The sequence below is a fragment of the Thiobacter subterraneus genome (assembly GCF_055379455.1).
Window position 1 is genome coordinate 1012035 of record NZ_AP042402.1, and the last position, 25292, is coordinate 1037326.

Sequence of the window (25292 nt, forward strand, 5' to 3'; positions counted from 1 at the left end):
TCCGCATCCCAACCAGCCCCGCCCTGCGCGGGGCTTTTTTTTGAGCCTGCTCCCATGACCGCAAGCCACCTCCTCAGTGCCCGCTGGATCGTGCCCGTGGAGCCGCCGGGGGTCACGCTGGAGCACCACAGTCTGCTCGTGGAAAACGGCGTGATCGCCGCCCTGCTTCCCTCGGCGGAGGCCCGCCGGCTTTATCCCGACGTGGCGGAAACGCGGCTGGATTCCCACGTGCTGATCCCGGGGCTTATCAACCTGCACACCCACGCCGCCATGAGCCTGATGCGCGGGCTGGCCGACGACCTGCCACTGATGACCTGGCTCAAAGAGCACATCTGGCCCGCGGAAAACCGCCATGTGTCGGCCGACTTCGTGCGCGACGGCAGCCTGCTCGCCTGCGCCGAGATGCTGCGGGCCGGGATCACCTGCTTCAATGACATGTATTTCTTCCCCGAGGCCACGGCAGAAGCGGTGCTGGCCAGCGGCCTGCGGGCGGCGCTGGGCATCATCGTCCTCGAGTTTCCCAGTCCCTATGCGGGCGATGCCGAGGATTACCTGCGCAAGGGCCTGGGGGTGCGCGATGCCTTCAAGGGCGAGCCCCGGCTGACCTTCACCATGGCGCCCCACGCACCCTACACGGTGAGCGACCGCAGCCTGGCCAAGATCCTCACCCTGGCCGACCAGCTGGAACTGCCCATCCACATGCACCTGCACGAGACGGCCGACGAGATCGCAGCCAGTCTCGCCGAAAACAAGCTGCGACCCCTGGCCCGCCTGGAGGCGCTGGGACTGTTGGGCCCCAGTCTGATCGCGGTGCACATGGTGCACCTCAACGAATCGGAAATCGAACTCATCGCCCGCACCGGTGTGCACGTGGCCCACTGCCCGAGCTCCAACCTCAAGCTGGCGAGCGGCATCGCCCCCGTGGCCGCCCTGCTCGCCGCGGGCGTCAACGTGGCCCTCGGCACCGATGGCGCCGCGAGCAACAACCGCCTCGATCTCCTCAACGAGGCGCGCACCGCGGCGCTGCTCGCCAAGGGCAGCACGGGCGATCCCACCGCCGTCGATGCCCACCAGGCCCTGGCCATGGCTACCCTCCACGGCGCCCGCGCCCTGGGCCTGGACGGCCGCATCGGTTCCCTGGTGCCGGGCAAGGCCGCCGACATCGTGGCGGTGGATCTCTCGGGGCTGGAAACGCTGCCCTGCTATGATGTCGTCTCCCATCTGGTTTACGCCGTTGGCCGCGAGCAGGTGAGCCACGTCTGGGTGGATGGGGAACTGCTGCTCGACGCCCGGGCTCTCACTAAACTGGACGAACGCGAGCTCATGGCCAAGGCGGGCCACTGGCAGCGCATCCTGGGAGCCAAGACATGAACGCCGACGAAGTGGAACTGCAGAAATTCGCCGCACTGGCCCACCGCTGGTGGGATCCCAACAGCGAGTTCAAGCCGCTGCACGACATCAACCCCCTGCGCCTGGAATGGATCGACCGTCAGGTGGGCCTGGCCGGCAAGAAGGTGCTGGACGTGGGCTGCGGCGGCGGCATCCTCGCCGAAGGCATGGCGGAACGCGGGGCGGAGGTGATGGGCATCGACCTGGGCGAGAAGGCGCTCAAGGTGGCGCGGCTGCATCTATTGGAATCCGGCCGCAGGGTGGATTACCGCCTGATCTCGGCGGAGGCCCTGGCGGAGGAAATGCCCGGAGCCTTCGACGTGGTGACCTGCATGGAAATGCTGGAGCACGTGCCGGATCCGGCGAGCACCGTGCGCGCCTGCGGCCGGCTGGTGAAGCCGGGCGGCGCAGTGTTCTTCTCCACCATCAACCGCAATCCCAAGTCCTACCTGTTCGCCATCATCGGCGCGGAATACGTGCTGGGCCTGCTGCCCCGGGGCACCCACGACTACGCCAAGTTCATCAAGCCCTCGGAGCTGTCCCGTTTCTGCCGCGAGGCAGGCCTGGCCGTGACCGACATCATCGGCATGAGCTACAACCCCTTTACCCGGGTCTATTCCCTGGGACGTGACACGGATGTCAACTACCTGCTGCAGGCCCGGCGGAAAGCCTAGCAAGGTGAGCCGGCGTGGCCGTTGAAGCGGTGCTATTCGATCTGGACGGGACGCTGGCCGACACCGCCCGCGATCTTGCCTTTGCCCTCAACGAGCAGCGGCGGCTCCATGGCCTGCCGCCCCTGCCCTTCGAGACCATCCGGCCGGTGGCGTCCCACGGGGCACGGGGGCTACTCGCCCTGGGCTTCAACCTCACTCCGGAGGCGCCGAATTTCCCCAACCTGCGCGCCCAGTTCCTGGACATCTACGCGCGCCACCTGTGCGAGCAGACGGTGCTGTTTCCGGGCATCCCGGAGACCCTGGCGCAACTGGAGGCACGCGGGCTGCGCTGGGGGGTGGTGACCAACAAGCCGGCCCGCTTCACCCTGCCCCTGATGGAGGCGCTGGGGTTGGCCGCCCGGGCCGCCTGCATCGTTTCCGGGGATTCCACCGCCAACGCCAAGCCCCACCCCGAACCCCTGCTCGAGGCCGCGCGCCGACTGGGACTGCCCGGCAGCCGCTGCCTGTACGTGGGGGACGCGCAGCGGGACGTGGCCGCCGCACGGGCGGCCGACATGCCGGTGCTGGTGGCGCGTTATGGCTATCTCGCGCAGGACGACGATCCCGCCGCCTGGGGCGCCCTGGGCCTGATCGATGCGCCCCCGGAGATTTTCCGCTGGCTCGGCTGACCCGAACGCTCCAACGAAAAAGCGGCCTTTCGGCCGCTTTTTCGTTGCTTTGGGAGCCCGTCAGGGGGAGCCCGTCAGGGGGCGCCCTTCAGGCCGCCTTCTGCTGGCTGGGACCGACCCAGTACTTGAGCTTGGGCAGGAGCTGGTCTTCCACTTCCTTCACGCGCTTGCGGTAGCTTTCATACCAGCTGCCGGGAGAGGGCGCGCAGTACTCGTTGTAGTCGAAGCCGTGCTCCTTGATGTAGGCCTGGAGCTCCGCGTCGAGCTTCAGCTTTTCCTGAATGAGCTGGGACTGGTCCATGGTTTCCTCCAGAGAAAGTTGAACGCGTTCAAGAGAAAAGCACAGTGTTGCCGGGGCCGGATTATAGCAAAACCGTCCCCAGGCTTGCCTATACTGGGGACGTTGCATCAGGCGGAGGTCCCATGATCCAGTTCAAGCTCAACGGCAAAACCCACAGCCTCGACGTGGACCCGGACATGCCCCTGCTCTGGGTCCTGCGCGACCGGCTGGGGCTCACCGGCACCAAGTATGGCTGCGGCATGAGTCTGTGCGGTGCCTGCACCGTGCACCTCGACGGCGAGCCGGTGCGTGCCTGCGTCACGCCCGTCTCGGCGGTGGCCGGCCGCAGCGTCACCACCATCGAGGGGCTCAAGTCCCGCATCGGCCGCGCCGTCCAGGCAGCCTGGGAAAAGCTGGACGTGGTCCAGTGCGGCTATTGCCAGTCCGGCCAGATCATGGCCGCCAGCGCCCTGCTCGCCCGCAACCCCCGTCCCAGCGATGCCGACATCGACGCGGCCCTCGCCGGCAACCTGTGCCGCTGTGCCACCTACCAGCGCATCCGCGCCGCGGTGCACGAGGCGGCCCGCTCCCTGCGGAGGCCGGCATGAGCACCCTGGTCAATATGAGCCGCCGCGCCTTTCTCAAGGGCGCGGGCGGGCTGTGTCTCGCGGTCTATCTGAAGCCGGTGCTGGCCGCGGCGGAAGCAGGCCGGCCCTTCGAGCCCAACGCCTTCGTGCGCATCGCGCCGGACGATACCGTGACCATCATCGCCAAACACCTGGAAATGGGGCAGGGCACCTACACGGGGCTCGCCACCCTGCTGGCGGAGGAGCTGGATGCGGCCTGGTCCCAGATCCGGGTGGAGGGCGCGCCGGCCGATGTACGCCGTTATGCCAACCTGCTGTGGGGTGCCCAGGGCACCGGCGGCTCCACCGCCATGGCCAATTCCTTCGAGCAGATGCGTCGGGCCGGTGCCGCGGCGCGCCACATGCTGGTCGCGGCGGCCAGCCGCGAGTGGGGCGTGCCCGCGGCAGAAATCACGGTCAGGGCGGGCGTGGTGAGCCACAAGGCCTCGGGCCGGCAGGCGCGCTTCGGTGAGCTCGCCGCCCAGGCAGCCCAGGAGCCGGTGCCGGAACCGGAGGACATCCGCCTCAAGGATCCCCGGGATTTCGTCTACATCGGCCGCCATGTGCCGCGCAAGGACAGCCGCGACAAGATCACCGGCCGCGCCCTGTTCACCGCCGACGTGCAGCTGCCGGGCATGCTCACCGCCCTGGTGGCCCACCCGCCCCGCTTCGGCGCCCGGCTGAAAAGCTTCGATGCCACCGCCGCCAGGGCCGTCCCCGGGGTGGTGGACGTGGTGGCCATTCCCCAGGGCGTGGCGGTACTGGGTCGGGACTTCTGGTCCGCCAAGCGCGGGCGGGATGCGCTCCGGGTGGAGTGGGACGAGTCGCGGGCCTTCCGCGGCAGCACCGCCGAGATGCTGGAGCACTACCGCAATCTCGCCCGTTCCCCCGGCGTGGTGGCGCGCCGCGAGGGGGATGCGGAAAAGGCCCTGGGCCGGGCGGCCAAACGGCTGACCGCCGAGTTCGAGTTTCCGTATCTCGCCCATGCGGCCATGGAACCGCTGAACTGCGTGGTCAGGCTCGGGCCCGACGGCTGCGAGATCTGGAACGGCGAGCAGATGCAGACTGGCGACCAGCAGGCCGTGGCCCGGGTTTTGGGCATTGCGCCGGAGAAAGTTCAGCTCCACATGCTCTATGCGGGGGGCAGCTTCGGTCGCCGCGCCAACCCCCACGCCGATTATCTGATCGAGGCCGTCTCCATCGCCAGGGCCATCGGCGGCCGCGCGCCGGTGAAGATGATCTGGACCCGGGAGGACGACCTCCGCGCCGGCTATTACCGTCCCCTGTTCTACCACCGGATCGCCGCGGGGCTCGATGCCCAGGGGATGCCCGTGGCCTGGCAGCACCGGCTGGTGGGCCAGAGCATCGCCGCCGGCACGCCCATGGAAGGCGCCATGGTGAAGAATGGCATCGACGCCATGAGCGTGGAAGGTGCGGCCAACCTGCCCTATGCCATTCCCAACCTGCTGGTGGACCTGCATTCGCCCCGCTACCCCGTGCCGGTGCAATGGTGGCGCTCGGTGGGCTCCACCCACACCGCCTTTGCCACCGAGGTGTTCATCGATGAGCTCGCCCACGCCGCCGGCATGGATCCCGTGGCCTACCGGCTGCGCCTGCTGGCAGGACACCCCCGCCATCAGGCCGTGCTCCGGCTCGCCGCGGAAAAAGCCGGCTGGGGCACGCCGCTGGCTGCCCAGCCGGGTTTGAGGCGGGGCCGCGGGGTGGCGGTGCACGAGTCCTTCGGCTCGGTGGTGGCGGAGGTGGCCGAGGTGAGCGTGCAGGCGGATGGGCGCTTCCGCGTGGAGCGGGTGGTATGCGCGGTGGACTGTGGCATCGCCATCAATCCGGACATCGTGCGTGCCCAGATGGAAGGGGGCATCGGCTTCGCCCTGTCGGCGGCACTCTTTAGCGCGGTGACGCTCAAGGATGGGCTGGTGGAGCAATCCAACTTCCACGACTACCCCCTGCTCACCATCGCCGACATGCCGCGGGTGGAGGTGCACATCCTGCCTTCCAGCGCCAATCCCAGCGGGGTGGGCGAACCGGGGGTGCCGCCCCTGGCACCCGCGGTGGCCAATGCCCTGTTCGCCGCGACCGGGAAACGGCTGCGCCGGTTGCCCTTCGACACCCAGTCGCTGCGGACATGAACGCGCCTGCCCCGGTTTCCTCCCCGGAAGCGGTGTGGCAGGCCCTGCTCGACTGGAACGATCCCCGCGCGCGGCTGGCTACCGTGTTGGCCAGCTACGGCTCCAGTCCGCGCCCGCCCGGCAGCATGGCTGCCATCCGCAGCGATGGTGCCGTGGTGGGCAGCGTCTCCGGCGGCTGCATCGAGGCCGATCTCATGCAACGGCTCGATACTGGTGGCCCCATGCTGCTTCACTATGGCGGCACGCCCGAGGAAAACCGGCGCTGGCAACTGCCCTGCGGCGGACGGCTTACGCTCCTGTGGGAGCCGGCTCCGCCCCGCCCCCTGGTGGTGGACCTGCTGGCCGCCCTGCGCGCGCGCAGACCCATCGCCCGGGCGGTGGATCTGGGCAACGGTTCATCACGGCTGGCACCCCCACGCCAGGAGGACGTGTGCCTTACGGACGCGGCAGTGACCATCACCTACCGGCCGGCGCTGCGCCTAGTGCTGGTGGGCGCGGTGGACATTGCCCGCCATCTCGCCGCCATGGCCGGGGCGCTGGGTTGGGAAGTATGGGTTTGCGAGCCCCGTGAGGAGTACCGCGCTACCTGGCCGGAAAACCTGGCCCGGCTGACGAAGGCCATGCCGGACGATGCATTGCGCGACCTAACGCCGGATGCCGCAACCGCCGTGATCGCCCTCACCCACGACCCCCGGCTGGACGACATGGCCCTGATGGAAGCCCTGCCCTCCCGTGCCTTCTACGTGGGCGCCCTGGGCTCACGCCGCAACCAGGCACGCCGGCGCGAGCGGCTCGCCCTGCTGGATCTCGCGCCGGAGGCCATCAACAGGCTGCGCGGCCCGGTGGGCCTGCCCATCGGCTCCAAACGTCCGGCGGAAATCGCGGTGGCCATCCTGGCCGACCTGATCGCCACGCGCAATGGCGTGCAGCTCGTGCCGGCCGCCGGCGCCGCACAACCATGATCGCCGGTCTCCTCCTCGCCGCAGGTCGGGGTCGCCGCTTCGGCAGCGCCAAGCTGCTTGCGCGCCTGCCTGACGGCCGGCCCATTGCCCGGGCCGCCCTGGAGGCCCTGGCCCCGGCGGTGGACTGTGTGTATGCGGTGGTGAGACCGGACGATGCCGCCCTCACCGCGCTTCTCGCCACCGCCGGCGCCCGGGTGCTGCCCTGCCCAACCGCCGACGCGGGCCTCGGCGCAAGCCTCGCCTGGGGCGTGGGCCACACGGCACACGCCGCGGGCTGGCTCATCCTGCCGGCCGACATGCCCTGGCTCACCCCCGCCACCACCCAGGCGGTGGCCGCAAAGCTGGCGACCCAGGGTGGCATCGTCGCCCCCTGCTACCGGGGTCGCCGCGGCCATCCGGTGGGCTTCGACCGCCGCTTCCTCGCCGAGCTCGCCGGCCTGTCCGGAGACCTGGGCGCGCGCGGCATCATCGAGCGGTATCGGGCCTGCCTGCGCCTGATCGACACCGACGACGCCGGTGTGGTGCGTGACGTGGACCAGCCGGCGGATCTCCTGGCTGCGCCGGGCGGGATATAATTGCGGGGCTTTGGGAACTTTCGCGCCGGAAAGGGCTCAGAGCCAGCGACTTTCTGCTTCAAGGGGGCGACCCGGTTTCGACGTGGGTTGCGAAGCAGTCAGGGCATACCGAGGGTCGGAGTACCTCGTTAATCCAGCCGAATCAAAGATAGTCGCCAACGACGAATCTTACGCTCTGGCCGCTTAAGGCCAGACGCTGCACCGGTCGGCCTGCGGGCCGGGCTGGGTCACACCAGCAGCAGCGTCATGAACAGCAGGAAGTAAGCCTGGCCCACGCCGCGGGGGCCAGGACGAAAATCCAGCGGATCGCCCGCAACCAGCCTGCCCGTCGGCGGGGTGCGGGTCAAATCAAAAGACGAGGCTAAGTATGTAGAACTGGCTGTGTAGGACTTGCGGACGCGGGTTCAATTCCCGCCGCCTCCACCATAATGTGAAATCCCAACCCTTATCGGTTGGGATTTTTTTGCCCTGAGCGCCAGTGTTGGCGCGGTTCCGGCCCGTTGCCTCGTGAGCGCTGCACCGCCAAACGACGCCGTTTCGGAGTACTTCTCGCCTCTCTGCTGCCGTTTTTCTCTGCTGGGCTCGTGAGCGTTCACCGAGCCAGAGCCAGCACTGGCGCGGGTTTCCGGCTTCCGGGTTGCGATTGTGAATTGGTCGGCCGTTGGTTACCGAATCTGCACTGCTCACCTCGTCTTGCATCAAGGTACGGCGAGCTCGGCGGCAGATACTGGTTGAGACAGTTCGCACAGGATGCCGCACTGTTCGGCGCTTCTGCCTTCGGAACACATTTCCCTCAAGGATCTGAGCTGCTGCCCAAGTGCGCTCAGTTCCTGGATACGCACCGCGACCTGCTCGATGTGTGCCTCAAGAACACGGTTGACCTCACTGCAATCTTGGGTTGGCACGTTCTTGAGGCGCAACAGCACACGAATCTCGTCGAGCGTCATGTCCAGCGAACGACAGCGGCGAATGAAAAGCAAGCGTTCGACGTGCGCGTCGCCATATAAGCGGAAATTGCCCGCGCTCCGGGACGGGGGCGGCAGGAGTCCTTCCTGCTCATAAAAGCGAATCGTTTGAATCGGACACCCGGTTTGCCGGGCAAGCGCTCCGATCTGCATAGCTGCAACCCCTTTTTATCATCGACTTGACTCTATAGTAGCTATAGAGTGTTAAATCTCAAAATACCCTCCGGATGCTTGCTGGTTTCTGCAAGAGCCTCGCCGGATCAGGAACGAGAAGAATCAAGGACCAATGACTATGACTGATGAATGCCAGAAATCCTGCGGATGTGCGTCCGAGCGGAAGGCGGAGTCCATGACGGGTGCCACGCCGACCGGGACGGGAAGGATGAGTCTGTTCTCGGTGCCGAAGATGGACTGCCCTTCGGAGGAGCGCATGATCCGGCTCGCGCTCGAGAATACGAGCGGGCTGGCCGCACTCGAGTTCGATCTTGGCGAGCGCGAGTTGCGTGTTTTTCACGACAGCCCCGTCGAACCCATTGCAAGCAAGCTTGAAAGTCTCGGCTTGGGCGCCCGTCTCATTGCGTCAACTGAATCGAATGGCCCGCACACTGTCGATGGGCAAAGCGACAGCCAGCCGTCCTCCGAGCAAGAGTCTCGCGCTCTCAAATGGTTGCTTGCCATCAACGCCGCCATGTTTGTCGTCGAAGTGACGACCGGGTGGATTGCGCAGTCCACGGGGCTCATGGCTGACTCACTGGACATGTTCGCGGATGCCGCCGTCTACGGGCTCGCGCTCTACGCCGTCGGCCGTCATACCGGGCACCAGCTGAAGGCGGCGCGGTTGTCAGGCTGGCTGCAACTGTTGCTCGCGCTCGGCGCAATGTCCGAGGTGCTGCGCCGCTTCGTCTTTGGTAGCGAGCCCGAGCCACCGCTCATGATGGGGATCGCGCTCGTTGCGCTCATTGCAAACGTTACCTGCCTTGTCTTGATCTCCAGTCATCGAAAAGGCGGCGCTCACATGAAGGCAAGCTGGATTTTCTCCACGAACGACGTGCTGGCAAACCTGGGGGTGATCGCGGCCGGGGCGTTGGTCGCCTGGACAGGATCGCGTTACCCCGATTTGGTGATTGGCTCGCTCATCGCGCTGCTGGTATTGAACGGTGCGCGGCGCATCCTGCGCCTCGGTGCCTGAAGCAGCGAGCGCGGGACATGCCGCCCCGGCAATATCAACGACTGAATTCCCGCCCTGGAATTTCACGCTGCGCTGCCCAATCCAATGGCAAGGCTCGCCGGATCAGGCGCTCCAGCACAAGCCCGACTGCCTTTTCCACCACGCACGCCTCGACGATGTCAGGTGCAAGCCGGGTCAGTTGCGCGATCCGACTTGCATGCCCCCGGTCAATGCTCTCGGCTGCCGCGATCTCGGTGATGGAGGGTCACGCGCGCCCTGACCTCGGCCGGGTTTGCGCTGTCCATCGATGATTTCGGCACCGGGTATTCCTCACTGGCTTACCTCAAGCGATTTCCCGTTCATAAACTGAAGATCGACATCTCGTTCGTGCGGGACATGCTGACCGATCGCAACGATCTCGCCATTGTGTCCGCCATCGTTGCCATGGCGAAGAGCCTCGGCCTCAAGACCCTGGCCGAAGGTGTGGAAGAGGCAGCGCAGGCGGAACACTTGCTGGCATTGGGTTGCGACGAAGCACAGGGGTATTACTTCGCCCGTCCGGAGCCGGCCGAGGTTTTCGCGCGCAGGTGGTTGCAAAGCGCATGTCCGAGTCATGATCTCGGTCAGGACGTGGATCGCCAAGAGCAAGGCCACCTCGGTACATGACGGCAAAGCCGCTCCATGGCACCGGGCCCCGGCGCATGATCACGCCCCCGAGTTCTCTCAAACTCTTCGTAGCGTTCACGCTGATCCGTGATCGGGAGCCGTCAGCCCGGTCGGTTCAACAGCGATCGGGGCCATTGCCTCTGCGAAAGCGCACAGACCAAAGGCACTTGGGCTGGCTCGCCCCAACTGCTTCACCTCATCAGGTTCCGCCTGGGAACTCCAGGCAGAACCGGGTCCTGCCCTGCGCGGACGTCACGCTGATCGATCCTCCATGGGCTTGCATGATGGCACGGGTAATCGCCAATCCCAGCCCTGCGCCGTCGGTTTCCGGATGTGACCGCGATGGGTCGGCACGGTAAAACCGATCGAACAGGCGCGGCAGTACCTTCGGGTCGATGTCCTCGCCAGTGTTCTCGACGCTCACCCGGGTGGCTTGGGAAGACTGGCTGATCTCGATCGTGACCTCGCCATGGGGCGGGGTGTGGTGCAGCGCGTTCGAAAGCAGATTGCTCAGGGCACGGCGGAACATCAAGCGATCACCGACGATCTCGCCCTCACCACGCTGAGCCAGTCTGACGCCCTTCTCCTCGGCGACCGCCTCATAGAACTCGATCAGGGCGTGCGTTTCTTCGGCTGCCGAGAAACGTTCCCGGTTCGGCAGCATCATCCCGCGTTCGGCCTTGGCCAGGAACAGCATATCGGACACCATGCGGCCCAGACGCTGCAGTTCCTCGGCATTGGAAGCCAGGATCTCCCGGTAGGCATCGGCATCGCGCCGGGTAGCCAATGCGACCTGGGTCTGGGTCAGCAGGTTGCTCAGGGGGGTGCGCAGCTCATGCGCCAGATTCGACGAGAACTCCGACAGTCGCGTGAACGCGTCTTCCAGCCGGTCCAGCATCTTGTTGAGTTCGTGCGCCAGATCGGCCATTTCGATGGGTACCGCATCGACCGGCATGCGCTGGTGCAGCCGCTGGCTCGTGAGCGTGGTCGCTCTGGATTTCATGGCACGCAATGGCGCCAGCCCCTTGTACGCGGCAAGCCAGCCGAGCACGCCACAGATGACGATCGTCACGACGGCATAGGTCATCAGGGTGCGCCGCAACTCCAGCATGAACCGTGTGTGATGCGCCGTGTCCATGGCAACGAGGATGTCCAGCCGCGTCGTTGCGTCATAGGCTGGAATAACCCGGACAAGCATCCCGCGAAACGCCTGCCCTTCGTCGGCCCAATGGATCAGCGCGTCGTTGCCGTTGCCTTCATCCGCCGGTGACAGTTCGCGCGGGAGGCGAAATCCTTCGGACTGGAAGAGCGTTTCACCTTTCGAATCATGGACGCTGACGTACAGCCCGTGATGGTGGCTCAATGCCTCACGCAGCAGCCACTTGGCGTCCTCGGCCGAATTGGATCGCGCCAAAATATCCTCGATCAGGTGCTGCTTGTCCTGCAGCGCCATGTGATCCAGCTCGATGAAATGCCGCTCGGATGCAGCGATGACCAACAAGGCCAATCCAAACACCACAGCCGCAGCCGCCAACGTAAAGAAGAGGGTGAGCCGGGTCGTCAGTGACAGGGAGCGAAACATTCAGTGCTCCTCCGGCGCTTCCAATACGTAACCCATGCCACGTACGGTGTGGATCAGCTTGACCTCATGCCCCTCATCAATCTTCGCGCGCAAGCGCCGGATGGCCACCTCGATCACATTGGTGTCGCTGTCGAAATTCATGTCCCAGACCTGCGAGGCGATCAGCGAGCGGGGCAGGACCTCGCCATGACGGCGCATCAGCAGTTCCAGCAAGCCGAACTCTTTGGCAGTCAGACTGATCCGCCGGCCGCCGCGTGACACGCGTCGGCGCAGCAGGTCCAGTTCGAGGTCGGCCACGCGCAGCACGGTGCTCTCGTTGCCACTGCGCCCCCGGCGCAGGATCGTGCGCACGCGGGCCAGCAATTCGGCAAAGGAGAAAGGCTTGACCAGATAGTCGTCCGCTCCGAGCTCAAGGCCTTTGACGCGGTCTTCCACCTGATCGCGTGCAGTCAGGAACAGCACTGGCATCTGCAGGCCGCGACGGCGCAAGGACTGGAGTACCTGCCAGCCGTCGAGGCCGGGCAACATCACATCCAAAATCACCAGGTCGTATTCGCCCTGCAAGGCCAGGTGCAGGCCATCCGTGCCGTCCTGCGCCAGATCAACCACGAAACCCGCTTCGCTCAAGCCTTGACGCAGGTACTCGCCCGTTTTGGGTTCATCTTCGACGATCAGTATTTTCATGAGGGTGCTCCGCCATATCGAATAGCCGCTAGTGTGACGATTTTGGGCGCACCTGACACGATGATAACAAAAATGTAATCTGACAGACAGCTTCCTAACAGGGGTGGCCCTCTAGCATGTCATCCACGAAATCAGCAATTCATTGCGAGGAGCCCATGCCACCCTTGAGACCGTTTCATTCACCGTTGCCGTTGGTGCCCGCTCGGCGGCGTTTCGTGCGCGGCTTGGTCGCTGGCGGCGTCATGATCGGCCTGTCACCCTGGCTGCGTGCTGCGGCGCAGGGGCTGTCCGACACGCGCACGGGTGCAGCGCCCGTGCTCAGCGGCACGAACATCGACCTGGTGGTCGGCGAATCGCCGGTCAATTTCACCGGTAAGCCACGGATGGCGACCACCATCAATGGCTCCATCCCGGCGCCGACGCTCAAACTGCGGGAGGGCGACACAGTCACCATCCGCGTCACCAACCGCCTGCGCGAAGCCACGTCGATCCACTGGCACGGGATCATCCTGCCCTACCAGATGGACGGGGTACCCGGTATCAGTTTTCCGGGCATCCCCCCGGGCGAAACCTTCACTTATCAGTTCCGCCTCGAACAAACCGGCACCTACTGGTATCACTCGCACTCCGGCATGCAGGAGCAGACCGGCATGTACGGGGCCTTGATCGTCGAGCCGCGTGAGGCAGACCCCATCCGCGCCGACCGCGACCATGTCGTGCTGCTGTCCGACTGGACCGACGAAGACCCCATGCGGGTGCTCGCCAAGCTCAAGGCGCAAAGCGACTACTACAACTTCAATCAGCCGACGGCCATTGACTTCTTCCGCGACGTCGCCGACATGGGGCTTTCCCGCGCACTCGACAAGCGTGCGATGTGGAACCAGATGCGGATGAACCCGACCGATCTGGCCGATCTCTCGGGGGCGACATTGACCTACCTGATGAACGGCGTCACCCCTGCCGGCAATTGGACTGGCCTGTTCCGGCCGGGCGAGCGCGTGCGTCTGCGGTTCATCAACGGCGCGGCCAACACCTTCTACGACGTGCGCATCCCGGGGCTCAAGATGACGGTGGTGCAAAGCGACGGGCAGAACGTCGAGCCCGTGACCGTCGATGAGTTCCGCTTCGGGCCGGGCGAGACCTACGACGTGATCGTCACGCCCCGAGAGGACGCCTACACGATCTTCGCGCAATCGATGGATCGAACCGGCTTCGCCCGCGGCACGCTCGCGGTGCGCGAGGGCTTGAGCGCCGCCGTGCCTGCGCTCGATCCCGTCGAATGGCTCACCATGGCCGACATGATGGGCGCGATGGACCACGCGGCGATGGGCCACGACATGCCGGGCATGAAGCACGACATGTCCGGCATGAACCATGGCGCGATGGCCATGGATCACGGCCAGCACGCGATGCATGGCATGACCGGCGGCGCGATGGCCAAGCCCAGCGCCACGGTCCGTCACGCACGCACGGAATACGGCCCAAGCACGGATATGCGGGTGGACATGCCGCGCACCAATCTTGACGATCCGGGCATTGGCCTGCGCAACAACGGCCGGCGCGTGCTGACGCTGGCGGATCTCAGGACGATCGGTGGTCCTCTCGACCCACGCGGAGCCGAGCGCGAGATCGAGCTGCACCTCACCGGCAACATGGAGCGCTATACCTGGTCGCTCGACGGCCTCGAGTTCGGCAAGAGCACGCCGGTGCACCTGAAGTACGGCGAGCGGGTGCGCGTCATCCTGCACAACGACACGATGATGACGCACCCGATGCATTTGCACGGGATGTGGAGCGAGGTGGAAACGCCCGACGGGCAGTTCCTGGTGCGTCGCCACACCATCCCGGTTCAACCCGCGCAGCGCGTCAGCTTCCTCGTGACCGCCGACGCCCTGGGTCGCTGGGCCTGGCACTGCCACCTGATGTTGCACATGGACATGGGCATGTTCCGCGAGGTGGTCGTGTCATGAAACTGATCAAAAGAAGATTCGCCATGAAACCCTGTTCTCTCTTCACTGCGGCGCTGGTGTTGCTCGGTGCGGCACCCGTCTGGGCGCAAACAACGATGGAAGGCGGCGGCCATGCCGGGCACCCGGGCACGGCTCCAGCCCCAACGCGAGCCGAATCGCCCGCGAGCGCCACCATGGACTACGGCAGCATGAACATGCAGGGCGGCCCCGCCCCCGCCGATGCCCGTGATCCGCACGCGTATTCCAATGGCTTGACTTTGGAGTCGGGCCCTTACGCACTCCCCGGGCCACGGCAACTTCGGCTGTCCGATGAACATGCGTTCGGCAGCGTGCTCCTCGATCGCCTGGAGCGCGTTTACACGAAGGACGGGAACGCGACCGCCTATGACGCGCAAGCCTGGTTCGGCGGCACCTACGACCGCCTGGTCCTCAAGGCCGAGGGTGACGTCGCCAAAGGCAAACTGGAGGAGGCACGCACGGAGGTCCTGTGGGGCCATGCGATCGCCTCGTACTGGGACACCCAACTCGGGGTGCGGCAGGACAGCGGCACGGGGCCTGACCGGACCTGGCTCGCTTTCGGCATCCGGGGACTCGCGCCGTACTGGTTCCATGTCGATGCCACCGCCTACGTCGGCAGCTCGGGACGCACGGCACTGCGCCTGTCGGGCGAGTACGAACTCCTGCTCACCCAGCGCCTGATTCTGCAGCCCCGCATGGAAGTCAATCTGTATCGCCAGCGCGATGAAGCGCGTGGCCTGGGAAGTGGGCTGGCCGATGCGGCGGCAGGCCTGCGCCTGCGTTACGAGTTCTCGCGCCAGTTCGCGCCCTACGTCGGCGTCGAATGGGCTGGCAAGTTCGGACAGACCGCCGATTTTGCGCGCGCCGAAGGACAGCGTACCCGGGAAACGCGTTATGTGGCGGGTGTGCGGCTGTGGTTCTAGAAGCCGCCACGCGCAACTCCGATCTTATTCACCAACCCTAAGGAGAAACCGATGATGAAGAAAACCTTGAGCGTTTTGGCGCTGAGCGCGTTGCCTGTGTTGGCGCTGGCCGCCGGCAATCATCAGGGCGGCCATGGCATGGCCGGGCACGACATGCAAGGCATGCACGGTTCGATGCACGGTGGCGCATCACACTCCAACGTCGGCAAACCAGGCGATCCCGCCAAGGTCGACCGCACCATCGAGGTGGTCATGGACGACTCGATGCGGTTCACGCCGGCGAACATCGCGGTCAAGAAGGGCGAGACCATCCGCTTTTTCGTCAAGAACACGGGCAAGGTGCCGCACGAAATGGTGATCGGCTCAATGAAGGAACTCAAGACGCACGCCGAGATGATGCGCAAGATGCCCCAGATGCAGCATGCCGAGCCGAACATGGTGACGCTCCAGCCTGGCCAGCGCGGCGGGCTGGTTTGGCAGTTCGATCAGCCCGGTACGGTGGACTTCGCCTGCCTCATCCCCGGCCATATGGAAGCGGGCATGGTGGGCAAGATCGTCGTCGAGTAAGCAGCGTCACCGGGGGTCCTTGTCATGCACCAAACCGGTGATCAACCGTTCCCCCGGCGGCGCAGGCTGCTGCTGGCGGTGCTTGCGCTGAGTCTTCCCTCCCTGGCACCAGCCGCCGCACCGCAGACGCTTGCCGTGCAGGTGTGGAAGGACCCGAACTGTGGGTGTTGCAAGGACTGGATTGCCCACCTGGAGAAAAGCGGATTCCGCGTGAGTGCCGTCGACCAGGGCAACAGCGCAGCCCGCACTCGCCTCGGGATGCCGCAGAAATTCGGTTCCTGCCATACGGCCCTGATCCAGGGCTATGTGATCGAAGGCCACGTACCCGCAACGGACATCCAGCGGCTGCTCAAGGAAAAGCCCCAAGCCCTGGGCTTGGCGGTGCCGGGCATGCCCATTGGTTCACCCGGCATGGACGGGCCGGTGTATGGCGGCCGACGTGATGCCTACCAGGTCTTGCTGGTTGGGAAAGACGGAGCAGCGCAAGTTTTCGGTTCTTATCCGTGAAGAAACCATGCACTGACCGTGTGCCGATTGGATCCATGAGGCGCAGCAGCGGTCTTGCAACCTGGAACAGGAGGCCGGCGCCGACCGCGCCGATCCTCGATGAAGGGAACACCGCGATGAACGCGACTGACCAAGAACACCTCCACGACACGCGCGGCCAGTCCGGCCTGAATCGGCGCATGAGGACCGCGTTGCTGATGGTTGCCCTCATCGGCGGCTTCTATCTGCTGCGCGAGCACTGGATCCATGTCGCAGGCAATTGGGTGTACCTGTTGCTGCTGGCGTGCCCGCTGATGCACCTGCTGCATGGCCACGGTGGCGATGGCGGGCATGGTGCGCCGCCCGACAAACCCGCCAACAGGGAGGCGTGAAGTCATGGACCTGCGATCAGACCACGAACACCGCCGACACGCCCACGACCACCCGAGCGCACTGCAGTGGGCCGAAGGTCTGAAGGACCCTGTCTGCGGCATGGACGTGACCGCGCAGTCCGAGCACCACGTCGAGCACGCAGGCCGACTCTTTTACTTCTGCAGCGCCAAGTGCCGGGCGAAGTTCGTCGCCGAGCCGGCGCGCTATGCCTACAGCGGCCATGAGCCTTCGTCTGTCGAAGCGCCGGCGCTGGCGGCAGGCACGATCTACACCTGCCCCATGCACCCCGAGATCCGGCAGGATCACCCCGGCTATTGTCCGAAGTGCGGCATGGCGCTGGAGCCGGTGCTGCCGGATCTCGAAGGAGAAGAGAGTCCCGAGCTGCGCGATTTCCAGCGCCGCTTCTGGTGCACCCTGCCGCTGACCGTCATGGTCACTGTGCTTGCCATGTTCGGCCACCAGTTGCATTGGTTCGAGGCGCGCACACAGACCTGGATCGAACTCGTTCTGTCCCTGCCCATCGTCCTGTGGGCGGGTCGGCCGTTCTTCGTGCGCGGCTGGCAGTCCGTGGTCCATCGCAGCCCGAACATGTGGACCCTGATCGGGCTGGGCACCGGGGCGGCGTTCGTCTACAGCGTGGCGGCGACCGTGGCCCCACAACTGTTCCCGGACTCGTTCGTGTCCATGGGACGGGTCGCGGTGTACTTCGAGGTGGCGGCGGTGATCATTTCCCTGACCCTGCTGGGGCAGGTACTGGAACTCAAGGCGCGTTCGCAGACCTCGGCCGCCATCAAGTCCTTGCTCGGACTGACCCCCAAGACCGCCCGGCGCCTTCGCGACGATGGCACGGAAGAGGACGTGCCCCTGACGCACATCCATGTCGGCGATCGGCTGCGCATTCGACCCGGCGAAAAGGTTCCGGTAGATGGTACGGTAATCGAGGGCAGCAGCGCTGTGGACGAATCGATGCTGACGGGGGAGTCCCTGCCCGTGACCAAGCGGGTGGGCGACAAGGTCATCGGTGCGACGCTCAATACCAGTGGCGCGCTCGTCATGGTCGCCGAACGTGTCGGCTCGGCGACCATGCTGTCCCAGATTGTGCAGATGGTGGCGCAGGCGCAGCGGTCCAAGGCGCCGATGCAGCGCATGGCCGATGTCGTGGCGGGCTATTTCGTGGTCGCGGTGGTGTCCATCGCCGTGCTGACCTTTTTTGCCTGGGGCCTGTTCGGGCCGGAACCGCGTTGGGTTTTTGGCCTCATCAACGCCGTGGCTGTGCTGATCATCGCCTGCCCCTGCGCGCTGGGCTTGGCCACGCCCATGTCGATCATGGTGGCGACCGGGCGAGGGGCTACGCAGGGGGTGCTGTTTCGCGATGCCGCCGCGATCGAGAAAATGCGCCAGGTCGATACCCTGATCGTCGACAAGACCGGCACATTGACCGAGGGCCGGCCGCGCTATCAGACGACGATCGCAGCCGAAGGCTTCACCGCCGGCGAAACCTTGCGACTGGCTGCCAGCCTCGACCAGGGCAGCGAGCACCCGCTGGCGGAAGCCATCGTCACGGCCGCGCGCGAGCAGGGCCTGGTGCTCTCACGCGCCGAGGAGTTCGACTCGCACTCAGGCATCGGCGTGCGCGGGCGCGTCGATGGACATGCCGTGGCACTGGGCAACACCGCGCTGATGGAACAGCTCGGTGTGGACGTGCGGCCATTGGCCGAGCGGGCGGAGGCGCTGCGCGGTGAGGGTGCCAGCGTGATGCATCTGGCCGTCGATGGCGTGCTCGCCGCAGTCCTGGCCGTCGCCGACCCGGTGAAGAAGACCACACCGCAAGCGCTGGCGTCGCTGCGCGCGGAGGGCTTGCGCGTCGTCATGGCCACGGGCGACGGTCTGACCACGGCCAAGGCCGTGGCGGCGCGCTTGGGCATCGATGAGGTGCATGGCGAGGTCAAGCCCGCCGACAAACTGCAACTGGTGGAGCGGCTGCAGCGCGAGGGGCGTATCGTTGCGATGGCTGGTGACGGCATCAATGATGCCCCGGCCTTGGCAAAGGCCGACGTCGGTATCGCCATGGGCACCGGCACCGACGTGGCGATGAACAGCGCACAGATCACGCTCGTCAAGGGTGACCTGCGCGGTATTGCGGTGGCGCGCGCCTTGTCAGTGGCCACGGTCCGCAACATGAAGCAGAACCTGATGTTCGCCTTTCTCTACAACGCACTGGGCATTCCCATTGCGGCCGGCGTGCTGTATCCGCTCACCGGTTGGCTGCTTTCACCGTTGATCGCCGCCCTGGCGATGAGTTTCAGCTCCGCATCGGTGATCGGCAATGCGCTGCGTTTGCGCGGCGTCCGTCTTGTCTGAACACGAGGATCGTCGCGCGTGCCGTGGTGGGTGCTGGTTGCACTCCCAGATCGCTGGGTCTGTCGTATCGGTTGCCACCCGACGTTGGACACCTGATCCCTATCGAGGCCTGGAATGCTCTCGACCACGGCACCTGAGCCGCCTCACACCGATACCGCACTTGGCGCCCAGTCGGCATCGCCATAAGCACTTGCACCGATGTGGCGATGAGTCCGCGCCCCGCCTCGGTGAGCAGGAATGCATTGAGATTGGCACACGATTAATCCCGATCCCATCCCGAATGGAATCTGATATATACGTAACGGCCGTCTCATCTTCCCGTCAGCGGTGACTTCGCAGAATACATACTGTGCAGTCGCACAAGGCATTGACAGAAATGCCTTCACGTTTGATTGAAAGGAGTGTAGAGATGAAAGCCAGGATTACCGCTGTTGTCGCCGCCACCGTGCTGAGCGCCATCGTAACCCCATCGTTCGCTGGTGACGCGGCAGCGGCCAGCGCCAAGAAAATGTTCCTCCTCAAGGACGGTGGAACCCTGTATGTATTCGAGGACGGCAAGACGGCGCTGGAAGACAAGTTCGGACGGGCTATCAACCTGAAAGAGGGGCAATCGCTCGAAACGGTCGATGGCCAGAAGATTACAGCCAACGGCAACGAGGTCGCTCGACTCGATGGTCTTCTCCGTCAGGGTCATTCCGGCGGTTGACTACTCGATTCAATTCGTGAACTGCACGCCAGCGGATGTCGGGCCAACTCGTTGACCAACACGCGCTGGCGGGCCATCGGTCATAGCTGGGGCTAACCACTCGATGGTAGGCTGCGACGCTACCGGTCAATCGGCGCCGCACAAGGTGAGAGTCCGCCCTGCACTGACTGACCGGCGTTCATTGCCGAGGCCATTGCGTCCACAACAACCCGCAGGATTGCCCGGGATTGCTCAATCGTTGAGAGAGTGGGTTGGATTCCGGTCGCGTCTGCACCACCAATGACCAAACCCCAACCACGCCCGGTTGGGGTTTTTGCTTTGCGGGACCTGGCCGGGCCGACCGCGGCCGGCCCGGCGTGGGCGTCAATGCCAGACCACATCGAAGCGGTCCAGCATCATCACCTTGTGCCACGCGGCCACGAAGTCGTGCACGAATTTTTCGCGGGCATCTGCCGCGGCGTAGGCTTCGGCCACGGCGCGCAGCTCGGCATTGGCGCCGAATACGAGGTCGACACGGCTGGCCGTCCATTTCAGCCGGCCCGTCCTGCGGTCCCGCCCTTCGAACCGGTGGTGCGCGGCATCGATCGGCGTCCACCGGGTGCCCATGTCCAGCAGGTTGACGAAGAAGTCGTTGCCGAGCACGCCCGGGCGGGTGGTGAACACGCCGTCCCGGCTGCCGCCGTGGTTGGCTTCCAGCACCCGCAGGCCACCCAGCAGCACGGTCATTTCGGGCACGGTGAGGTTGAGCAGCTGGGCGCGATCCACCAGCAGATGCTCGGCGGGGACGCTGGAGGGCGCGCGCAGGTAGTTGCGGAAACCGTCGGCGAAGGGTTCCAGCACCGCGAAGCCCTCGATGTCGGTCTGGTCCGGCGTGGCGTCGGTTCGGCCCGGGACGAAGGGTACGCTCACGGCTACCCCTGCCGCGCGCGCGGCCTGTTCCACGGCCGCGCAGCCGCCCAGCACGATGAGATCGGCGAGGGACACCTGCCGCCCGCCGGGCGCCTCCCGGTTGAAGGCCGCCTGGATTTCCGTGAGTCCTGCCAGCACGCGCGCCAGGGTGGCCGGTTCGTTCACGGGCCAGTCCTTCTGGGGGGCGAGCCGGATGCGCGCGCCGTTGGCGCCGCCCCGTTTGTCGGAACCGCGGAAGGTCGCGGCGGCGGACCAGGCCACATAGACCAGGTCGCGCATCGCCAGACCGCTGGCGAGCACGCGCGCCTTGAGGCGGGCAATGTCGTCCTCGTCGATCAGGGGGTGCGTCACCGGCGGTAGCGGATCCTGCCAGAGAAAATCCTCCTGCGGCACTTCAGGCCCCAGATAGCGACTCTTGGGCCCCATGTCCCGGTGCACCAGCTTGAACCAGGCGCGCGCAAACGCGGCTTCCAGTTCCTCCGGATGTTGCAGGAAGCGCCGGGCGATTTTTTCGTAGGCCGGATCGAAGCGCAGGGAAAGGTCCGTGGTCAGCATGGTGGGACGATGCTTTCTTTCGGGATCGAAGGCATCCGGGATGACCGCCGGTGCGTCCTTGGCCACCCATTGCCATGCGCCCGCGGGACTTTTGGTGAGTTCCCACTCGTAGCCAAACAGGTTTTGCAGGAAGTGATGGCTCCAGCGCGTGGGCGTCTGGGTCCAGGTGACTTCCGGCCCGCCGGTGATGGTGTCCGGCCCCTTGCCGCTGCCAAAGCTGGACAGCCAGCCCAGCCCCTGCTGCTCGATGGGGGCCGCCTCCGGTTCGGGTCCGAGGTGACTCGCGGGGCCGGCGCCATGGGCCTTGCCGAAGCTGTGTCCGCCGGCGATGAGGGCCACGGTTTCCTCGTCGTTCATGCCCATGCGCCGGAAGGTATCGCGAATGTCGTGGGCGGCGGCCACGGGATCCGGATTGCCGTTGGGTCCTTCCGGATTGACGTAGATGAGCCCCATCTGCACGGCTGCCAGCGGATCCTCCAACGCGCGGCCCTGGTGGCGACGGTCCTCCAGCCACCTGCCCTCGGGGCCCCAGTAGACGGACTCGTCCGGTTCCCAGGCATCGACACGGCCGCCGCCGAAGCCGATGGTCCGCAAGCCCATGTCCTCCAGGGCCACGTTGCCGGCCAGGATCATGAGGTCGGCCCAGGAAATTTTCCGCCCGTATTTCTGCTTCACCGGCCACAGTAGGCGGCGTGCCTTGTCCAGGTTGGCGTTGTCGGGCCAGCTGTTGAGGGGCGCGAAGCGCTGCTGACCGCTGCCGGCGCCGCCGCGGCCGTCACCGATGCGGTAGGTGCCGGCGGAATGCCAGGCCATGCGGATGAACAGGGGCCCGTAATGGCCGAAGTCCCCGGGCCACCAGTCCTGGGACTCGCGCATCACCCGGCGCAGGTCGGCCTTGACTGCGGCAAGGTCGAGGCTTGCGAATTCGCGGCGGTAATCGAACTCGGGCCCCATGGGGTCGGAGCCGGGCGCAGGCGCGCGCAGGATGCGCAGATTGAGCCGCTGCGGCCACCAGTCTTCGAGGGTCTTGGCTTCCGCGGCGACGTGGAAGGGACATTGTGCAAGCTGGGACATGACTGCCTCCTGGGTTGGGGTTGCGGAACTGGCGGCGCACGTTCTGCATGCGCCGACCACGACCGCACCTTAGGCCCGTTTCAGTCATGGAGCCAATGGATTGTTTGCCAGATGACGATCGATGCAGTCGATGGGCTCAGCCGGCCATGAGGGCCATGGCGACCAGGGCCAGCACGATGCCGGCCCACTGGCGCAGGCTCACCGCCTCGCCCATGAAGGCCCAGGCAAGCACCACCGTGAGCAGGGGATAGAGCGCGGTGAGCACCGACACCAGCATGGCCGGGCCGCGGGAGATGGCAAACATGTAGGCGATGCCGCCGGTCATGCCCAGTGCGCCGGTGAGCAGCGCCAGCGGCACTGCCCGGGCATCCCACTGGGGCCGGAAGTTGAGGGTGGCCAGCACCACCAGCGCCACGCAGAACGCCCCCAGCGCCTGGAAGAAAAGCGCGCTGCGAGGGTCGATGAGGCTGGTCGTGATCTTGGGGAACAGGGCCCACAGGCCCCAGAAGACGAAGGCGAGAAAGGCCGGCAGATACCAGGTTTGCATGACTGATTTCCTGTTGTTGGAGGTTACCTGAATGCTTGGCTCCCCACCGTGGTTCTACCCCACCGGGGAGAGAGCCGGACCGTGACGGCGGTGCGTCGCGGATGCGGGATGTCAACCCTCTTTGCAACGCGCAATGCGATGGTGCGAAACGGGCCCCGTCATGCCAGTCCCAGCCGCCGCATGCGCCGCCACAGGGTGGTGCGGTCGATGCCCAGCATCTTGGCCGCCGCGGCCTTGTTGCCCTCGCAGCGTTTGAGGGCGAACAGGATCTGGCCGCGCAGGTGGCTGTCTGCATCCTCGCTGCGGGGCAGGGTGGCGGGCAGCGCGCCCTGGCTGTGGTAGTCACGGATGTCCTGGGGCAGACTCTCCGGCTGGATCACGCCGTCCACCGCGCAGATGAGGGCGTGCTCCAGGGCGTTTTCCAGCTCGCGCACATTGCCCGGCCAGGGATAGTCCAGCAGCAGACGCAAAGCCTCGGGCGCGAGCACGGCGCGGGCATAGCCGCGCGTATAGAGCCGGTCGAGGAAGTGGTCGATGAGCAGCGGAATGTCCGCCTTGCGGGCGCGCAGCGGCGGAATGTGCAGGGTGATCACGGACAGGCGGTAGTAGAGATCGGCGCGGAACTGGCGTGCCTCCACCGCATCCTTGAGGTTGCGGTTGGAGGCGGAGACGATGCGCACGTCCACCGTCTGGCTGCGGTTCGAGCCCACGGGCTCGAAGCTGCGCTCCTGCACCGCCTTGAGGAATTTCGCCTGCAGGTGGAGGGGCACCTCGCCCACCTCGTCGAGGAACAGGGTGCCGTGATCGGCGGCGGCGAAACGGCCGGCACGGTCGCTGGCCGCACCGGTGAAGGCGCCCCTGACGTGGCCGAAGAATTCCGACTCCAGGAGTTCCGAGGGAATGGCCGCGCAGTTCACTTCCACCAGGGGCTGCGCGGCACGGGGACTCAGGCGGTGCAGCTGGCGCGCCAGCACATTCTTGCCGGTGCCGGATTCACCCTGCATGAGCACGTAGGCCTCGGTGGGCGCGGCCTGACGCAGCTGACGCAGCACTTCCAGCATGCGCGGATCGCGGGTGATGAAGTCCTGGGCGGCGCCGCCCTCTGCCCCTTCGCGCAGCCGGGCCATTTCCGTCACGTCGCGCAGCAGCACGAGCCGCACCGCGCCGCCCTTCTCGCGCTCGATGATGCCGGTGCGCAGGCGGAAACAGCGCCGGCCCGAGGGCAGATCCAGCCAGCGCTCCAGTTCCACCACCCCTTTCTGGCGCCGGCTGACGGCATCGTCGAAACCCCGTTCGATCAGCCCGCGGGTGATGGCGAGCTTGAGGTTGACGCCCCCCACGTCATTGAGATTGCGCGGGGTCTGCCCGGCGGGCAGCTCCAGGAGCTGCCGCAGGGCGTCATTGGCAAACAGCACCTGGCCCTCCACCGTGGCGAGCAGCACCCCCTGGTCGATGCCGGCCAGGAGTCCCTCCAGGATGGCCTCGTTTTGCAGCAGCTCCCGCATGGCGCCATGTTGCACCACGGCAACATGCGATTCAACCATCTGATAAACAATGCCTTTCATATCTGCAGCGGCGGGCGCGCAACGCTTTTATGCAACATCGCCGCCGCGCCTGTCTCGTAACCAATTGAATTTACGTTGTATTCGACTCTGGCACGGGTGTTGCTGGACGGTCGGGTGCAGGGGTCATCCCTGTGTCAGACCAACCCAAGGAGAGTCAACAATGGCAGACCTCATGAAAGCAATGAGCATCCCGGGGGCGTTCGCCGCCGGGGAGTTCTCCCCCACCGGCGAGCTCATCAACTACGTGGGCAACATCCCGCTGCAGGCGGCGAAGATGGCGGCCCAGATGTGCGCGGCCAACATGCTCATGGCCAAGATGGAAGCCTCGGGCTGGACGGCCTACACCGGCAAGGACGGCTTCGAGCCGGCTCGCGGTTTCGCCGTCTCGGGTCCCGAGAACTCCGCCCTGATCGTGGGCAACGTGGGGGTGTTCGTGAAAAACAAGGACACCGATTTCGACAAAGCCTTCGCCACCCTGGCGTCCCTGTGAGGAGACTGACATGGCCGATCTCAACGCACTGCTGAAAATCAAGGGCGTGTTCGCCGCGGGCACCTTCTCCGACGACGGCAAGCTCACCGGCTACGCCGGCGACATCACCGAGGACGAGGCCGCCATGGCCGCCGCCATGTGTGCCGCCAACATGCACATGGCGCGCATGCAGACCGACGGCTATACGGCCATGAGCGGTGAATCCGGGTGGACCCCCGCCACCGGCTTTGCCGTGGCCGGGCCCAAGTATGCCGTGTGCGTGATGGGCAATACGGGTGTCTTCGCCCGCATCGGCGAAGCCTCCTTCAACGAAATCTTCAAGGCGCTTTCCGCGGCCTGAAG

At 65.7% G+C, this 25292-nt stretch carries 25 protein-coding genes and 1 other RNA gene; 19 read left to right on the top strand and 7 right to left on the bottom strand.

All coding sequences use genetic code 11. The features are described 5' to 3' along the window. The first annotated feature begins 54 nt into the window (after positions 1-54). The 3 genes from ACZ42P_RS05110 to ACZ42P_RS05120 are packed head-to-tail and all read left to right on the top strand — an operon-like array spanning position 55 to position 2731. Positions 55-1371 (top strand): TRZ/ATZ family hydrolase, encoded by a 1317-nt coding sequence (locus ACZ42P_RS05110; RefSeq protein ID WP_464899009.1) that lies wholly within the window; start codon positions 55-57, stop codon positions 1369-1371. Beyond that, positions 1368-2063 carry a bifunctional 2-polyprenyl-6-hydroxyphenol methylase/3-demethylubiquinol 3-O-methyltransferase UbiG gene (ubiG, locus tag ACZ42P_RS05115; protein WP_464899010.1) on the top strand — a complete coding sequence of 232 codons (696 nt, stop codon included), beginning with the start codon at positions 1368-1370 and terminating at the stop codon, positions 2061-2063. Before ACZ42P_RS05110 ends, ubiG begins: the two co-directional genes overlap by 4 nt. Positions 2064-2077: 14 nt before the next feature. Further along, positions 2078-2731 (top strand): HAD-IA family hydrolase, encoded by a 654-nt coding sequence (locus tag ACZ42P_RS05120; RefSeq protein WP_464899011.1) that lies wholly within the window; start codon positions 2078-2080, stop codon positions 2729-2731. 88 nt (positions 2732-2819) lie between these two features. On the opposite strand, the gene ACZ42P_RS05125 is transcribed toward ACZ42P_RS05120, so the two are convergent. After that, positions 2820-3032: a hypothetical protein gene (locus ACZ42P_RS05125; protein WP_464899012.1), complete on the bottom strand. Its 213-nt coding sequence runs from the start codon at positions 3030-3032 to the stop codon at positions 2820-2822. Positions 3033-3154: 122 nt separating this feature from the next. Here ACZ42P_RS05125 and ACZ42P_RS05130 point away from each other — a divergent pair, with 122 nt between their 5' ends. From ACZ42P_RS05130 to ssrA, 5 genes are all read left to right on the top strand, one after another. Continuing rightward, on the top strand, positions 3155-3619 hold the full coding sequence (locus ACZ42P_RS05130) for a (2Fe-2S)-binding protein (RefSeq protein ID WP_464899013.1): 465 nt from the start codon (positions 3155-3157) through the stop codon (positions 3617-3619). Continuing rightward, positions 3616-5784 (top strand): xanthine dehydrogenase family protein molybdopterin-binding subunit, encoded by a 2169-nt coding sequence (locus ACZ42P_RS05135; protein ID WP_464899014.1) that lies wholly within the window; start codon positions 3616-3618, stop codon positions 5782-5784. Before ACZ42P_RS05130 ends, ACZ42P_RS05135 begins: the two co-directional genes overlap by 4 nt. After that, positions 5781-6746, top strand: coding sequence for an XdhC family protein (locus ACZ42P_RS05140; protein ID WP_464899015.1), 966 nt, complete (start codon positions 5781-5783; stop codon positions 6744-6746). The genes ACZ42P_RS05135 and ACZ42P_RS05140 overlap by 4 nt, the downstream gene beginning before the upstream one ends. Continuing rightward, positions 6743-7321 carry a nucleotidyltransferase family protein gene (locus ACZ42P_RS05145; RefSeq protein ID WP_464899016.1) on the top strand — a complete coding sequence of 193 codons (579 nt, stop codon included), beginning with the start codon at positions 6743-6745 and terminating at the stop codon, positions 7319-7321. Before ACZ42P_RS05140 ends, ACZ42P_RS05145 begins: the two co-directional genes overlap by 4 nt. 62 nt (positions 7322-7383) lie before the next feature. Beyond that, positions 7384-7747, top strand: a transfer-messenger RNA (tmRNA) gene (gene ssrA / locus ACZ42P_RS05150). A 272-nt stretch (positions 7748-8019) separates the two neighbouring features. Here ssrA and cadR read toward each other — a convergent pair. Then, positions 8020-8439: a Cd(II)/Pb(II)-responsive transcriptional regulator gene (cadR, locus tag ACZ42P_RS05155; RefSeq protein WP_464899017.1), complete on the bottom strand. Its 420-nt coding sequence runs from the start codon at positions 8437-8439 to the stop codon at positions 8020-8022. A gap of 139 nt (positions 8440-8578) precedes the next feature. Between cadR and ACZ42P_RS05160 the strand changes: the two genes are divergently transcribed. Next, the gene (locus ACZ42P_RS05160) at positions 8579-9475 is read left to right on the top strand and encodes a cation efflux transmembrane domain-containing protein (RefSeq protein ID WP_425592673.1); all 897 of its coding nucleotides are present in this window, start codon (positions 8579-8581) and stop codon (positions 9473-9475) included. Positions 9476-9730: 255 nt separating this feature from the next. Continuing rightward, a complete protein-coding gene (locus ACZ42P_RS05165; RefSeq protein ID WP_082438493.1) occupies positions 9731-10120 on the top strand; it encodes an EAL domain-containing protein in 390 nt (129 codons plus the stop codon). A 199-nt stretch (positions 10121-10319) separates the two neighbouring features. Here ACZ42P_RS05165 and ACZ42P_RS05170 read toward each other — a convergent pair whose 3' ends face one another. Further along, on the bottom strand, positions 10320-11702 hold the full coding sequence (locus ACZ42P_RS05170) for a heavy metal sensor histidine kinase (protein WP_464899018.1): 1383 nt from the start codon (positions 11700-11702) through the stop codon (positions 10320-10322). Next, the gene (locus ACZ42P_RS05175) at positions 11703-12386 is read right to left on the bottom strand and encodes a heavy metal response regulator transcription factor (RefSeq protein ID WP_114649349.1); all 684 of its coding nucleotides are present in this window, start codon (positions 12384-12386) and stop codon (positions 11703-11705) included. Positions 12387-12541: 155 nt separating this feature from the next. Between ACZ42P_RS05175 and ACZ42P_RS05180 the strand changes: the two genes are divergently transcribed. The 7 genes from ACZ42P_RS05180 (at position 12542) to ACZ42P_RS05210 (ending at position 19810) form a co-directional block, all read left to right on the top strand. Then, a complete protein-coding gene (locus ACZ42P_RS05180; RefSeq protein WP_464899019.1) occupies positions 12542-14356 on the top strand; it encodes a copper resistance system multicopper oxidase in 1815 nt (604 codons plus the stop codon). A gap of 23 nt (positions 14357-14379) precedes the next feature. Beyond that, positions 14380-15297 carry a copper resistance protein B gene (locus ACZ42P_RS05185; protein ID WP_165908662.1) on the top strand — a complete coding sequence of 306 codons (918 nt, stop codon included), beginning with the start codon at positions 14380-14382 and terminating at the stop codon, positions 15295-15297. Between the two features lie 54 nt (positions 15298-15351). Next, positions 15352-15864, top strand: a complete 513-nt coding sequence (locus ACZ42P_RS05190) for a cupredoxin domain-containing protein (RefSeq protein WP_464899370.1) — start codon at positions 15352-15354, stop codon at positions 15862-15864. 24 nt (positions 15865-15888) lie between these two features. After that, positions 15889-16371 (top strand): DUF411 domain-containing protein, encoded by a 483-nt coding sequence (locus ACZ42P_RS05195; protein WP_464899020.1) that lies wholly within the window; start codon positions 15889-15891, stop codon positions 16369-16371. Between the two features lie 35 nt (positions 16372-16406). Then, the gene (locus ACZ42P_RS05200; RefSeq protein WP_459551233.1) at positions 16407-16742 is read left to right on the top strand and encodes a DUF2933 domain-containing protein; all 336 of its coding nucleotides are present in this window, start codon (positions 16407-16409) and stop codon (positions 16740-16742) included. A 4-nt stretch (positions 16743-16746) separates the two neighbouring features. Continuing rightward, a complete protein-coding gene (locus ACZ42P_RS05205) occupies positions 16747-19104 on the top strand; it encodes a heavy metal translocating P-type ATPase (protein ID WP_464899021.1) in 2358 nt (785 codons plus the stop codon). A gap of 409 nt (positions 19105-19513) precedes the next feature. Further along, the gene (locus ACZ42P_RS05210) at positions 19514-19810 is read left to right on the top strand and encodes a CopK family periplasmic copper-binding protein (protein ID WP_019562338.1); all 297 of its coding nucleotides are present in this window, start codon (positions 19514-19516) and stop codon (positions 19808-19810) included. Between the two features lie 363 nt (positions 19811-20173). Here the strand turns inward: ACZ42P_RS05210 and katG are convergent, their stop codons facing one another. From katG to ACZ42P_RS05225, 3 genes are all read right to left on the bottom strand, one after another. After that, positions 20174-22348 (bottom strand): catalase/peroxidase HPI, encoded by a 2175-nt coding sequence (katG, locus tag ACZ42P_RS05215; RefSeq protein WP_464899022.1) that lies wholly within the window; start codon positions 22346-22348, stop codon positions 20174-20176. A 136-nt stretch (positions 22349-22484) separates the two neighbouring features. Next, on the bottom strand, positions 22485-22895 hold the full coding sequence (locus tag ACZ42P_RS05220) for an EamA family transporter (protein WP_464899023.1): 411 nt from the start codon (positions 22893-22895) through the stop codon (positions 22485-22487). Positions 22896-23053: 158 nt separating this feature from the next. After that, positions 23054-24439 (bottom strand): sigma-54 interaction domain-containing protein, encoded by a 1386-nt coding sequence (locus ACZ42P_RS05225; protein ID WP_464899024.1) that lies wholly within the window; start codon positions 24437-24439, stop codon positions 23054-23056. 181 nt (positions 24440-24620) lie between these two features. Between ACZ42P_RS05225 and ACZ42P_RS05230 the strand changes: the two genes are divergently transcribed. Together ACZ42P_RS05230 and ACZ42P_RS05235 are read left to right on the top strand one after the other, a co-directional pair. After that, positions 24621-24950, top strand: a complete 330-nt coding sequence (locus ACZ42P_RS05230) for a DUF2173 family protein (protein WP_347306915.1) — start codon at positions 24621-24623, stop codon at positions 24948-24950. A 10-nt stretch (positions 24951-24960) separates the two neighbouring features. Then, positions 24961-25290, top strand: a complete 330-nt coding sequence (locus ACZ42P_RS05235) for a DUF2173 family protein (protein ID WP_464899025.1) — start codon at positions 24961-24963, stop codon at positions 25288-25290. The last annotated feature ends 2 nt before the right edge of the window (positions 25291-25292 follow it).

Bases quoted from the DNA above. Each gene is read 5' to 3' on its own strand.
- ACZ42P_RS05110 (WP_464899009.1), top strand. From the start codon at position 55: ATGACCGCAAGCCACCTCCTCAGTGCCCGCTGGATCGTGCCCGTGGAG.
- ubiG (WP_464899010.1), top strand. From the start codon at position 1,368: ATGAACGCCGACGAAGTGGAACTGCAGAAATTCGCCGCACTGGCCCAC.
- ACZ42P_RS05125 (WP_464899012.1), bottom strand. From the start codon at position 3,032: ATGGACCAGTCCCAGCTCATTCAGGAAAAGCTGAAGCTCGACGCGGAG.
- ACZ42P_RS05130 (WP_464899013.1), top strand. From the start codon at position 3,155: ATGATCCAGTTCAAGCTCAACGGCAAAACCCACAGCCTCGACGTGGAC.
- ACZ42P_RS05135 (WP_464899014.1), top strand. From the start codon at position 3,616: ATGAGCACCCTGGTCAATATGAGCCGCCGCGCCTTTCTCAAGGGCGCG.
- ACZ42P_RS05140 (WP_464899015.1), top strand. From the start codon at position 5,781: ATGAACGCGCCTGCCCCGGTTTCCTCCCCGGAAGCGGTGTGGCAGGCC.
- ACZ42P_RS05145 (WP_464899016.1), top strand. From the start codon at position 6,743: ATGATCGCCGGTCTCCTCCTCGCCGCAGGTCGGGGTCGCCGCTTCGGC.
- cadR (WP_464899017.1), bottom strand. From the start codon at position 8,439: ATGCAGATCGGAGCGCTTGCCCGGCAAACCGGGTGTCCGATTCAAACG.
- ACZ42P_RS05160 (WP_425592673.1), top strand. From the start codon at position 8,579: ATGACTGATGAATGCCAGAAATCCTGCGGATGTGCGTCCGAGCGGAAG.
- ACZ42P_RS05170 (WP_464899018.1), bottom strand. From the start codon at position 11,702: ATGTTTCGCTCCCTGTCACTGACGACCCGGCTCACCCTCTTCTTTACG.
- ACZ42P_RS05175 (WP_114649349.1), bottom strand. From the start codon at position 12,386: ATGAAAATACTGATCGTCGAAGATGAACCCAAAACGGGCGAGTACCTG.
- ACZ42P_RS05180 (WP_464899019.1), top strand. From the start codon at position 12,542: ATGCCACCCTTGAGACCGTTTCATTCACCGTTGCCGTTGGTGCCCGCT.
- ACZ42P_RS05185 (WP_165908662.1), top strand. From the start codon at position 14,380: ATGAAACCCTGTTCTCTCTTCACTGCGGCGCTGGTGTTGCTCGGTGCG.
- ACZ42P_RS05190 (WP_464899370.1), top strand. From the start codon at position 15,352: ATGAAGAAAACCTTGAGCGTTTTGGCGCTGAGCGCGTTGCCTGTGTTG.
- ACZ42P_RS05195 (WP_464899020.1), top strand. From the start codon at position 15,889: ATGCACCAAACCGGTGATCAACCGTTCCCCCGGCGGCGCAGGCTGCTG.
- ACZ42P_RS05200 (WP_459551233.1), top strand. From the start codon at position 16,407: ATGAGGCGCAGCAGCGGTCTTGCAACCTGGAACAGGAGGCCGGCGCCG.
- ACZ42P_RS05205 (WP_464899021.1), top strand. From the start codon at position 16,747: ATGGACCTGCGATCAGACCACGAACACCGCCGACACGCCCACGACCAC.
- ACZ42P_RS05210 (WP_019562338.1), top strand. From the start codon at position 19,514: ATGAAAGCCAGGATTACCGCTGTTGTCGCCGCCACCGTGCTGAGCGCC.
- katG (WP_464899022.1), bottom strand. From the start codon at position 22,348: ATGTCCCAGCTTGCACAATGTCCCTTCCACGTCGCCGCGGAAGCCAAG.
- ACZ42P_RS05220 (WP_464899023.1), bottom strand. From the start codon at position 22,895: ATGCAAACCTGGTATCTGCCGGCCTTTCTCGCCTTCGTCTTCTGGGGC.
- ACZ42P_RS05225 (WP_464899024.1), bottom strand. From the start codon at position 24,439: ATGGTTGAATCGCATGTTGCCGTGGTGCAACATGGCGCCATGCGGGAG.
- ACZ42P_RS05230 (WP_347306915.1), top strand. From the start codon at position 24,621: ATGGCAGACCTCATGAAAGCAATGAGCATCCCGGGGGCGTTCGCCGCC.
- ACZ42P_RS05235 (WP_464899025.1), top strand. From the start codon at position 24,961: ATGGCCGATCTCAACGCACTGCTGAAAATCAAGGGCGTGTTCGCCGCG.